Below are 11,823 nucleotides of genomic sequence, written 5' to 3'. Positions count from 1 at the left end.
AACAACTTGAGTAAAGAAGGAGTTAGCCAGCGCATCTGGATTGTTGGCCCACCTGGATCTGGGAAAACGACACTCGCAAGCCGATTGAAACAGGACTTATCCTTACCTCACTATGAGCTCGATGCCCTTTTCTGGCAAGCAGACTGGAACAAGACAGATAAAAAGCTGTTTATTGAAAACGTTCATGAAATTGTCAAACAAAGGAAATGGATCATCGATGGACAATATTCATCTGTTCATCACATATTGGCTGAATATGCTGATACAATCATTTGGCTCGATGTGAAGAGAAGACAGACGTTTCCTAGTCTCATCAAAAGGACGCTTAAACGTCTTATCACAAAAGAGAAGCTTTGGAATGGAAATAGGGAGAGGATTGGCAATGCACTGCAATTTTTCTCATATGCCTTTCATGTGTATCCAGAGGTCCTCCATCATAACGAAAAGCTTTTTCATCAATTAAAGGAAGCATCACATGTGACATGTCTGCGAGTCAATAAGCGAGAAGAGGTAGAACAGGTGCTCAAGAAAATCCAACGTCTTGAAGAAAAGGGGTGAGGACATGACGAATTTAGATGTTGTTTACAATGTCCTGAAATGTTGGTTTTCGGAACAGCCTCACCGTGTAACACCTTTAAATGGAAGAAGTCCTAATGCAGGATGGCTTGTAGAATACACTAAAAACCGATTTGTATTAAAAAAATGTGTCAGGAATCATAATGCTGAATGGCTTCATTATTTAGAGGATTTAACAGATGCGTTGCTTGACCATGGGTTTCCGATTCAACCTATGATTGAGGCAAAGAACCAGCATAAAACCATTTTATACAGAGAGAGCTACTGGCAGCTACGGCCATATTTTGAAGGAAGACCATATGAAATGGGAAATCGTTCAGATGAACAAGAAGCCATTCGGGTGTTAAAAAAGCTTCATTCATTGAAAAATTTGCCGAAAGGTCCTGTGAATCCAAATTGTGAACTGAAAAACTGGATTACGTATCCTGATGACACGCTGAACGAGACGGCTTGTGCACTTAAAAAGATGGTTTCTTCGAAAAAGGCTGCTGCTTTACTCAAAGTCTATGAGCGGGAGCTAATGAATGTCCTCGTGATGCTAAATCCAAGTATTTATGAGACGTTACCTCATGCTGTCACACATGGTGACTTTCATTCTGGCAACCTGCTGATCCGTAACAAGAAGCTCGCCATGGTTCTTGATTTCGATACAGCAGGTTATAGACCGCGAATATATGATGCAGCCATATCCGCTTTTTTGTTAACGAGAATCAAGCGTGGGACGTTTCAACTAGATATTTTTAAAACAATTCAATTTTTAAAGACCTATGCCGAAGATTTATCGGAAAATGAATGGCGCTCTATATCTGCTTTTATCAGACTGTTATATATTCCAACAGGCCGATATTTAACGCTCCTGCAAAAGCATACGCCTCACTTCCTTAACTGGTATATTGATTGGTCTTTTCAAGCACTACAATCTGCATCGCACCAGCTGATGGAAAATTGGTATCTCCAAAAGGAGATGAGGATATGAAAGTGGCTGTTGTCACAGGTGGAAATAGAGGCATAGGAAAAGAAGTGTGCAGACAGCTTGCTCAAGATGGCATGATTGTGATTTTAACAGCTCGGCAGCTTGAAAGCGCCCAATTAGCTGCTTCTGAAATGAATGAGCAGGTTGTTCCGTTTCAACTGGATGTCACAAATGCAGAAACGGTTGATCGATTGTCGGCATTTATTAAGGAATCGTACGGAAGAGTGGACGTCTTGATTAATAATGCTGGTGTCTTTCATGACAATAGGAGGGATGACACATTTCCATCTTTTCTAGACCTTTCTGTATCGACACTCCAAGAAACGATGGATGTCAATCTATATGGTGCAGTCAGAATGACGAAGGCCGTTTTTCCTTACATGAAAGAGGCTAGGTATGGACGTATCGTCAATGTGTCTAGTGGTATGGGAAGGCTCTCTGCCATCCACGCTTCAGATGATGTCAGGCGTGACGGAAAAAGCGGCCCATATTATCGGATGTCAAAAGCTGCTTTGCACGTTCTCACAAAGGTCACAGCTTTAGAGGGAGCGCCCTATTCTATCCTTGCGAATGCTGTATGCCCGGGCTGGGTGCAAACGGACATGGGGTCATCAGAGGCTGTTAAAACTGTGCAGGAAGGTGCATCAGGGATTGTCTGGGCAGCGAAGCTACCTCGAGATGGACCAACAGGAGAATTATTGAGAGATGGAAATAGACTTCAGTGGTAGAGGAGGCAACTACATGCGAGGTATGAAAGAAAAGACAGTCATTGTCACAGGCGGAGCACAAGGAATTGGATTTGCGGTCGCAGAACGAGCAGCACAAGAAGGCGCACAAGTCGTGATTGCTGATCACCATGTGGAATACGGGAAAGAAGCAGAAAGACTGCTCAAAGCAAAAGGATATGAGGTTTTGTTTATAGAGGCTGATATTGCAGAGGAAGCAGCAATCATTTCAATGGTAGAAAAAACAGCCAATCATTTTAGGCGGATTGACATGCTGGTTAATTGTGCAGCGGTTTTTATTATGCGAGGCCTTGAAGCAACCGTTGAAGAATGGCGGCGCATCATGGATTTGAATATTATGGGACAAGCTCTTTGCGTCAAACATACTGCACCGCATATGGAGAAGACAGGAAAAGGCTCCATTGTCAATATTGCATCAATCTCAGGTCACATTGCCCAGCCGAAATATTTAACATATAACGCAACGAAAGCAGCCGTTGTGAATATGACGAGATGTATGGCAATGGATTTAGCTGATGCAGGTATTCGTGTAAATGCAGTCAATCCAGGTACGGTATGGAATAAAAATAACGAACGGTTTCATTTAGAAGAACTTGGTCTGACAAGAGAACAAGCGAATCAGCACCCTGATATTGGAGGAATGCACATGCTGAAACGAACAGCTGATCCAGAGGAGATCGCATCGGCTGTCATCTTCCTTCTTTCAGATGAAGCGAGCTTTATTACAGGAGAAAATTTAATGGTTGACGGCGGCTATACTGCCATGTAGAGGAGCAAAAATCTCATGAAATTTGATCTGCACACACATCACCAACGCTGCGGTCATGCGAAGGGAAAGATCAGAGAATATATCGATGAGGCTGTCAAATTAGGTCTGGAGTTTATTGGAATATCAGATCATTCCCCGTTTTTTGGTGAAGAGGTCGATCACTTTAAACCCTGGGTGGCAATGGCTAAAAGTGAATTTCATTCATATGTAGAGGAAGTCCTGCAATTGAAGAAGGAATATGACGGGAAAATTCATGTGCTGTTAGGCGTTGAATCTGACTATTTTCCAGAACACGAGGCCCTCTACCGAGACGTGTATCGACATTATCCATTTGATTATATCATCGGCTCAGTCCATGTCAGTAATGGATATGACCTATTTAACCGAAAGCGCTGGGAACGTATCACAGAGCAGCAAGCCATGATCGAAAAAGAAGCGTATTACCAGCTGATTCAAATGTCCGCAGAGAGTCGTATGTTTGATATTTTAGGTCATATTGACGCCTTAAAAGGATTTTACCCAGAGATTGCTCATATCAAAACAGAAGCTGTCGATGATGCACTGAAAGCGATTGCGGAGAGTGGTTCTGTCATTGAAGTCAATACATCTGGTAAAACAAAAGACTGCGGAGGATGGTATCCATCAATTGATCTATTAGAACGCGCCAAGTTTTATGGCATTGATGTCACGTTTGGCTCTGACGCACATGAGCCAGGCCGCGTGGCAGATGATTGGCTGGAAGTGAAACATACGTTGAAGGAACTGGGGTATCAAGAATGGTGCATTTTTCAATCTCGTCAAAAGCGCAAATTGGCTCTATAAATTTATAAAAAAGGGGTTATGAAAATGACAAAAGTTCGTGTAGCAATTGCTGGAGTAGGTTCATGTGCATCAAGTATCGTTCAATTTGTAGAAATGGCAAAGGAAAAAATGGATACGCCCTCTGGTGTTATGCATGAAGTCATTGGAGGCTATCAATTATCTGACGTGGAATTTGTTGCAGCTTTTGAAGTGGATCAAAATAAAGTAGGAAAAGATTTATCAGAGGCGATTTTTACTAAACCAACGGCTGCCATTAAACATATAGAAGTTCCTTTTTTCCAAGTGCCGGTTGAAGCAGGCCCTTTATGTGATGGGCTTGAAGGAGATTTGTCCAACTGTATTCAACCGCATGAAGATTCCCTGAAAATCAACACACATGACGTGACGCAAAGACTGAAGGACGTACAGGCAGATGTACTTGTCTGCTTCTTACCGACAGGCTCGTTCGAAGCTGTTCGAGTATACGCAGAGGCATGTGCACACGCTCATACCGCCTTTATTAATGCAACACCAGAGCCAGTGGCAAATGACCCTGAATTTGTCAAAATGTTTGAAGACTCAGGTACCCCGCTTCTTGGAGACGATTTAAGAAGTCATTTAGGTGCAACGACACTGCATACAGCGTTGATTGAACTATTGAAATCCCGCGGCATTGATATCACCAATACGTACCAATTGAATGTCGGAGGCAACACAGACTTTTTAAACCTTGCCAATCCAATGAGATCAACGAGTAAGCAAAAATCGAAGAGAAAAGCATTATTTGCATCTGGTATTGATGCCAGTGAAGTCGCAGCAGGTCCAAATGGATATGTCAGCTATCTAGGTGATCATAAAGTCTGCTTTCTTCGATTAGAAGGAAATTCTGTTTTAGATTCTGAGATTTCACTTGAAATCCGCTTACAAGTAGAAGATAGTCCAAATTCAGCTGGTGTTATTGCGAATGCGATGCGTGTAGCAAAAGCAGCTAAAGACTTGAATCACAGTGGTGTCATTCATGACGTCTGCCCATTCTTATTTAAAAGTCCTCCAATTGGACAAGTAGATTCAGAATCATTGCGTTTGTTCAATGATTATGTAGCAAATGCTGAGCTGAAAAAGGTGTAATAAGTGGAAGCGGAACTTAACCTTCGTGAGATAAAATTTGCCGCTTTTGACTTGGATGGAACATTAATTGACGATCGAGGTCAACTCATTGGTGATGTCCATGGCGCAGTGAACATACTGCGCCAAAGAGGCATTATTCCAATGATCGTGACAGGTAGAACCTATGATTCTTTCTTTTCTCTGAACTTAGATCCTTCTCTACTTCATTTGTTTCACCACGATGTTCTATTGAATGATGGAAATGTCGTTTGCCATCATCAAAAGAAAACATTTGACGTCAAACAATATCTAGATTCCGCTTTATGCAAACAAATCATCTCATTATTTGATAGAAAAGCTGAATTTGTCATGGAATCAAATGGGAAGCACGTGGCGTCAAGTAAAAGCGCTAAGTTGAAATACTGCATGCTTTACACATTTCCACGAGAAAAAATAGAGGTTGGTCACAAGAAAGAATTCCACTTTGACCGTGTGACGAAATTATTTATTTTACCAAAAGAAACAATAGATATCGCACATCAATTAAGAGATTGCTATTGTGAGGTAGCAGATGCCCAGTTTTTAAATGCTCAAGTGATTTCTCCGAAAGGAATTTGTAAGGCAGATATGCTGGGGCACCATTTATTAGACTGTTTTGGGGAAAGTGATTTAGGCCGCGTGATGGCTTTTGGAAATGGTCATAATGACAGGCTTCTGCTGAAGAAGGCCAAGTGGGGGGTGGCAGTTCAAGATAGTCATCCGTCAGCGATTGAGTTATGTGATGTTCATTTAAAAGAGCCTATTTATAACTATCTTCTTAAAGCTTTACAAACGCCTGAAGCACCACACGTAATCAATGAAAAGGGAGGTATTTAGTTGAGGACCCTTAAGCTGCCTTTACCAGACACACTAAAAGAAACAATGATACCGGATTTTATGGAAAGAGTTTCATTTCTATCTGCCCACATTCTGCATGTTGCCCTTCGTGAAGAGGAGTCTGTCATTGAAGTAACAGTAGATCAAAAGGGAGATGCGGATGCAATCTCAACGGCGTTTTTGAAGTTATCGTCGAACGCGGCTCAATTGCGCAGGTTTCGTGAAAAAGAAATGAAATCAAATATTCATTTAATCAGTGAGCCTGTTCATTCCAAATTAAGCGGGGATGACCAAATGCGAACCTTTTATGATGAAATTGAAATGGAACTCTCCCACTACTTTGACCAATTGTTTTTAAATATGGGGGCTTCACTAGGAGCCAAACAAAGACGATATCCTTCTACGATCAGTAAAGAGTTAATGGAGAAATGTAAATATCATACGAATTTTCCGCAAAATATTTATTCTGTTTTTGAAATACCGCATGATTATCAAATTATTGATGATATTCGAGAAAAGCATCATGGTTTTCTTCCTGAACACTTTCAGCAGGCAGGCCGTTTTTTACAACCGTGTATTTGTTATCACTGTTACGAGGAATGGGAAGGGAAGACGTATGCAGACTATCAGATCATGACAGCTGCGGGTCAATGCTTTAGACATGAAATTTCTTGGAAAGTTGATCCACTAAGGAAACTAGAATTTAGTATGCGTGAAATTGTGTTTATTGGTGACAGCGAATATATCAATGAAACAAGAAAAACACTCCTTGAAAACACATGGCAATGCTTTCATCAGCTTGGCCTTAGTGGAAAGGTGACGACAGCAAATGATCCCTTTTTCTTTTATGATGATATGGATAAAGCGAATTATCAATTAATGGCTAACAGCAAATATGAATTGGTAGCTGTTACAGAAAAGAAAGACGTATCGATCGCTTCTTTTAATGATTGTGGAGAGATGCTTTGTGACAGGTTCCAGATCAAAGGAGAAAATGGTTTGCCGCTTTATTCAGGTTGCGCCGCATTTGGTATCGATCGATGGGTTCAAGTATTTTTACAAACGTACGGTCGAAATCGAAAGAATTGGCCTGAAGAAATGCTTCATTTAAAGGAGGGTAGCTATGCTGCAAAGTAATCTCACTCAAGAAGAGCACACAGCCCTCATCTTATCGACTCCTTTTTTAAAAGACAACCAGATTAAGGAGATGCAGAAGCTTCTGTATCAGCAACAAGACTGGAATGTCATTCTCGGAATGTTACATGTTCACCGGACAGCAGGTATTGCGTGGAAGAATATTAAACAATATGCCATTCATTTAAGAAAAGATTTTAAAGCGACTTATTTTTTAAAGTCTTTAGAGATTATGTACAAGGGTCAGTTAGAAACGGCACGAGACAATATCACGTTAAACGATCGATTATTTCAAGCACTTGATCAAAAGGGAATTGAATATGCCATTGTAAAAGGAAGTGTGATTGGCCAGTGGGCGTATGGAGATGTAGGACTTAGGTTATTTGGAGACAATGATCTCTTTATCTCACAAGATCAGCTGCAAGAAACTGGACATGTATTAAAAGACTTAGGTTATATTCAAGGTTCTTGGAACTATGAAACCGAGGCTGTCACACCTGCCAAACGAAGTGAAATTCTTTACCTCATCATGAACTCACATCAAACCTACACCTATATGAAACCTTCTCCAGAATGCCGTTTTATTGATTGTCATAAAATTGATGTTCAGTTTTCTGTAGACCTCATGACAGGAAACCGGACGGATTCAATTGTCCAAGAGATGCTGTCTAGACGAATTCAGACATCTGTTGATCAACACCTTGTATGGTCATTAAAAGAAGAGGATATGCTGCTTTTCTTATGTATTCATTTTTACAAAGAGGCCATTTATTTAAATGAAGTCGAATCAATGAAAGACTTACTTCTTTATAAACTGCTTGATATATATGGGATGTTTATGAGGGAAGACCTTGTTGATGTAGATCTATTTGTCAATCGAACGAAAACATATGGATTTGAAAAGATGGTCTATTTCGCTTTTCATTATGTGAATGAAGTCTTCCCGCATACCATTTCGGATATCATAATGGATGCACTTCAACCCGAATCGCTTACTTATTTATCGGAAGTGCTTGATGCAAATGATGTCATTCATACTTGGGATCAGCCGATTCGTAAACGCTTCTTTCATATTAATCGGTCTTTAGATATTAAAAAGCATTCTGTTCATAAGGAGTAGTGTGATGAAAGATCCGGCAACGCTATTTGATTTTGAGGGAAGAAACGACGTGATATGGTTTGGGAATATGAATCAAGAACAAAGCTGGGATCAAACAAGGGCTTTACCTGTGATGACAGACCATGTTCAAAATGAACTGGTACTTCAGCAAGAACAACAACTGCTTTTGATTGCATCTAAGGATCATCATGTCATCTTTCACCATCAGCCTGAAGCGGCTTTTTTAGCCTATTTGAAAAAAAGAGGTGTCCAGCTGCCACAGATCACTCAAAAAGAAGATGCGTTTAAACTTAAGGGCTTCATTGTCCCCTATCTTTTTGATGAGTCCCTTGAACAAGAAGCATTTATTGAAAATAGAAGGATCTATGGATCAAATCCAAAACTCGTTAAGCGGTTCAATCATAAAGTTTTCACTAGAAGATGGGCGGAAAAGCATCAATTTAAAGTCACTTGCGGTGCTATTTGTCAAAATGCGGACGAGTTAAAACGGACGTATGAAGAATTAAGGGAGAAGAACTTCTCAAAAATGGTTCTCAAAATACCTTATGGATCATCTGGGAAGGGGCTTCGTATTTTAAAAAATGAACGAGATTTCATGCAGCTTTTGACCTTTATTGAAAGAAGAAAAATTCAAACAGACCTGATATTAGAGGGATGGCATCCGATTAAAAGATCATTAAATGCCCAACTGCTTATTCAAGATAAAGAGTCACACTTACTTTCAATTACAGAGCAGAAAATCAATGAAGACGGCATCTATTTAGGGACCGATTTTGCTCCTGTTTATGAAATGGACAAAAAACGTGAATACGAAGAAAGCATGCATCGAATTATAGAGCTTCTCTATGAAGAAGGATATAGAGGTGTGGTTGGAGTCGATTCGATTATTGATGAAGATGAACAGCTCATACCGATTATTGAAATAAATGCTCGTTTCACGCAGGTTACTTATTTACTCCCGATCATTTGCCGTTTTTTTTCAACGTACGAATATATCGAGAGCCGCTTGAAAAGATTCTCATGCAGCGCTGATTTGCCATTTGAAGATATTTTAAAGGCCATCACTAAAGCACTCAACCCAGGAGAAGATGGTGGGTTTTTTATTTATACATTTGGTAAGAAGAGAGCTGACGATATGTGGCACTATCGATTGTTCATATTGTTTTATCATATGAAAAAGGAGAAGCAGGACAAGATGCTGACAATTTTTGATGAAATGGAATTTTCTTAAGAAAGGAGGAGGGGATTTGCCGAAAAATGACACGTCACTCTTGGAGAAAGCGAATCGTTATGGGACGCCGATGTATGTATACGATGGAGATGAATTGAAAGATCATTATGATCGCATTACATCATGGCTCCATCAATCAGCAGAGGTGTTCTTTTCATTTAAGTCCAATGGAAATCTTTCGATTGCATCCTTGTTACGGTCTTTTGGAGCGGGGATAGAAGTGGCTTCTGTAGGCGAGCTTTTAATGGCTGTAAAAGCAGGATATTCTCCGCAGCACATCATTTTTTCTGGACCTGGTAAGCGGAAAGAAGAAATAGATACAGCCATTGAACACCAAATATACTGCATTATCGCAGAATCAAAGGAAGAACTGATTTATATCGCTGAGTCTGCAAAACATCAAGGCAAGCAAGTAGCAGCAGGCATTCGTATCAATCCTGAATCAATTGAGTCACGAGCAAAAATAAAAATGGGCGGTGTTCCAAGTCCATTTGGGATAGATGAATCGAAACTTGGAGATGTATTTGATCTTTTTCAGGCGTATGAAGACACTCTTTTGTTTAAAGGGATTCATATTTATTTGGGCACTCAAGTTCTTGATGAAACGTCGCTGTTATCATCGTTTGAATATACTCTCAACACAGCTGTTCGAATAAAGAATGACTATGGATTGACATGCGAAATGGTTGATTTAGGCGGAGGATTTGGGGTTCCATATTTTCAGCATGAAACACCCCTCAATGCTGAAAGGCTATTTCAAAAAGTAGCAGAATTGATTAGAGCGTATGAATCTGAGCTGGCGTTTCCGAGGTTTATTATCGAAATGGGGCGTTTCCTTTTAGCAGAATGTGGTGTTTACTTAACATCCATCCAATATGTGAAAAATTCAAAAGGGGAACCATTTTTAATTGCAGATGGCGGAATGCATCATCATCAAGCGATGACATTTAGAGGCAGGCTGCTGCGCAATAATTATCCAATGCGGCTCATCAAACATTCCAATAAACCCGCTGCTGTAGTGAAACAAACGATTGTTGGTCCACTTTGCACCCCAGAAGACTTAATTGGCAGGCAGGTGGAACTCCCGCAAGGTGAACCAGGTGATCTACTTTGTATAGAGAAATCAGGCGCATATGGTCTTTGCTACAGCCCTACCTTATTTTTAGGCCATTCTTCTCCGCTAGAGCTGCTTTTATTTGAAGGAGACGATTATATTATTCGAGATAGAGGCGACCCGGAAGATCTCTTATTAAAACAGAACATGCCGCTTTTTAAACAAAGGAGGGTTGAATGTGAAACTGACTGAGCTTCGTCAAGAAACGATTGATCGTCTCGTTCTCCATTTTTCTGAAAGAGCCAGGCAGCTTGATGCCGAATGTCAATTCCCGCATCAAAATGTTGACGAACTAATTGAATGTGGATTACATGTCGCCAATATGCCGAAAGAAGATGGAGGCCTTGGATATGGTTTTGAAAAAACGGTGACCCTCTTGTCACAAATAGCTAAAGGCTGTGCATCGACAGGTTTAATTATGGCGATGCATTACTATTCACTTGGCGCCTTTTCTGAAGTGCTTTCAAGTGAGCAGCAGTCCTCGGTTTTTGATGATATCCGGCGTTCAGGAGAGTTAATCGCTTCTGTTAGTGATCCGAATGTAATTTTTATTTATCAGCGAAAGCAAATGGACGGAATCCCCACCATTACAGCTGAAAAAACAGATGGCGGATATCTTGTAAGTGGAACAAAGTTTACAGTGACAGGTGCACCGCGCATTAAGTATTTACCAATTTATTGTGAGTATGCCCCGTCATCATGCACATCTCAATATGGAATGACTGCACTCTTAATGACGTTACCGAGTGAAGGTGCTGCAATTGAGGAGTCGTGGAATTATTCTGGAATGAGAGCATCTATGAGTCATCACATTCATTTTGATCAAGTATTTATACCCGATGATCATCTCATCGGGCGGGAAGGATACGCAATAGAAGATACTGAAAATTTGATCTATTGGTTTCGTTTAGCTGTTACAGCAGTTTATTACGGCATTGCAAAAGCAGCATATGAACACGCCCTCGATATGACTTATCAAAAAAATGATCGAATCTCCAAAAAGAAAACGGCTTTTTTACCGGGTCAACAATTTCGTATAGCTGATATGAAAATGAAGCTAGATGTTGCACACTCTCAGCTCATGGCCTGTGCCCAGCAAGCAGATAATGAAAAGGCACAAAATCATTACACAAGTGAGTTGTATACGAAGACGCTTATTACAAAACATTTTGTGACGCAGGCTGCAGAAGAGATCGTGCAGCTGGCCTCTCAAGTAGAGGGTTTTTCTTCATTACAACAAGGATCTTTTTTGGAACGTCTTAGCCGAGATGTCAAAGCGGCAAAATTCCATCCACCGTCTGAAGACTTATTAAAAGAAGTGATTGCGAAAAAAGAGCTTGGCATTATCCCATTAAAAAATCGCTGGGTATGATGGC

12 protein-coding genes are annotated in these 11,823 nt (G+C 40.5%); all 12 read left to right on the top strand.

Translation table 11 applies throughout. The annotated features are described in order from the left end of the window. Positions 1-6 precede the first annotated feature (6 nt). From R0K30_RS03775 to R0K30_RS03720, 12 genes are read left to right on the top strand one after another with little or no spacing between them, the layout of a single operon-like run. The gene (locus R0K30_RS03775) at positions 7-558 is read left to right on the top strand and encodes a P-loop domain-containing protein (protein ID WP_410609264.1); all 552 of its coding nucleotides are present in this window, start codon (positions 7-9) and stop codon (positions 556-558) included. Between the two features lie 4 nt (positions 559-562). Beyond that, a complete protein-coding gene (locus R0K30_RS03770; protein ID WP_410609262.1) occupies positions 563-1,552 on the top strand; it encodes a phosphotransferase enzyme family protein in 990 nt (329 codons plus the stop codon). Then, positions 1,549-2,277: an SDR family NAD(P)-dependent oxidoreductase gene (locus R0K30_RS03765; protein WP_249705481.1), complete on the top strand. Its 729-nt coding sequence runs from the start codon at positions 1,549-1,551 to the stop codon at positions 2,275-2,277. Before R0K30_RS03770 ends, R0K30_RS03765 begins: the two co-directional genes overlap by 4 nt. A gap of 13 nt (positions 2,278-2,290) precedes the next feature. Then, a complete protein-coding gene (locus R0K30_RS03760; RefSeq protein ID WP_099725812.1) occupies positions 2,291-3,064 on the top strand; it encodes an SDR family NAD(P)-dependent oxidoreductase in 774 nt (257 codons plus the stop codon). 15 nt (positions 3,065-3,079) lie between these two features. Then, positions 3,080-3,886, top strand: coding sequence for a histidinol-phosphatase (locus R0K30_RS03755; RefSeq protein WP_230030168.1), 807 nt, complete (start codon positions 3,080-3,082; stop codon positions 3,884-3,886). A 24-nt stretch (positions 3,887-3,910) separates the two neighbouring features. After that, positions 3,911-4,993, top strand: a complete 1,083-nt coding sequence (locus R0K30_RS03750) for an inositol-3-phosphate synthase (RefSeq protein WP_327925265.1) — start codon at positions 3,911-3,913, stop codon at positions 4,991-4,993. Positions 4,994-4,996: 3 nt separating this feature from the next. Continuing rightward, the gene (locus R0K30_RS03745) at positions 4,997-5,848 is read left to right on the top strand and encodes an HAD hydrolase family protein (protein WP_099725809.1); all 852 of its coding nucleotides are present in this window, start codon (positions 4,997-4,999) and stop codon (positions 5,846-5,848) included. Continuing rightward, a complete protein-coding gene (locus tag R0K30_RS03740; protein ID WP_249705478.1) occupies positions 5,849-6,985 on the top strand; it encodes an aminoacyl--tRNA ligase-related protein in 1,137 nt (378 codons plus the stop codon). Further along, the gene (locus tag R0K30_RS03735; RefSeq protein WP_367307620.1) at positions 6,972-8,102 is read left to right on the top strand and encodes a nucleotidyltransferase family protein; all 1,131 of its coding nucleotides are present in this window, start codon (positions 6,972-6,974) and stop codon (positions 8,100-8,102) included. Before R0K30_RS03740 ends, R0K30_RS03735 begins: the two co-directional genes overlap by 14 nt. Before the next feature lie 4 nt (positions 8,103-8,106). Then, complete coding sequence (locus tag R0K30_RS03730) at positions 8,107-9,333, top strand: ATP-grasp domain-containing protein (protein ID WP_099725806.1); 1,227 nt, start codon at positions 8,107-8,109, stop codon at positions 9,331-9,333. A 16-nt stretch (positions 9,334-9,349) separates the two neighbouring features. Then, positions 9,350-10,639 (top strand): type III PLP-dependent enzyme domain-containing protein, encoded by a 1,290-nt coding sequence (locus tag R0K30_RS03725; RefSeq protein ID WP_410609256.1) that lies wholly within the window; start codon positions 9,350-9,352, stop codon positions 10,637-10,639. Then, the gene (locus tag R0K30_RS03720; RefSeq protein ID WP_410609254.1) at positions 10,626-11,819 is read left to right on the top strand and encodes an acyl-CoA dehydrogenase family protein; all 1,194 of its coding nucleotides are present in this window, start codon (positions 10,626-10,628) and stop codon (positions 11,817-11,819) included. Before R0K30_RS03725 ends, R0K30_RS03720 begins: the two co-directional genes overlap by 14 nt. Positions 11,820-11,823 lie beyond the last annotated feature (4 nt).

The sequence above is a fragment of the Bacillus sp. SIMBA_154 genome (assembly GCF_046536015.1).
Lineage (GTDB): Bacteria > Bacillota > Bacilli > Bacillales > Bacillaceae > Bacillus > Bacillus pumilus_P.
Note: the sequence above shows the minus strand (reverse complement) of the source record. Positions and strands in the feature narration are given on the sequence as shown.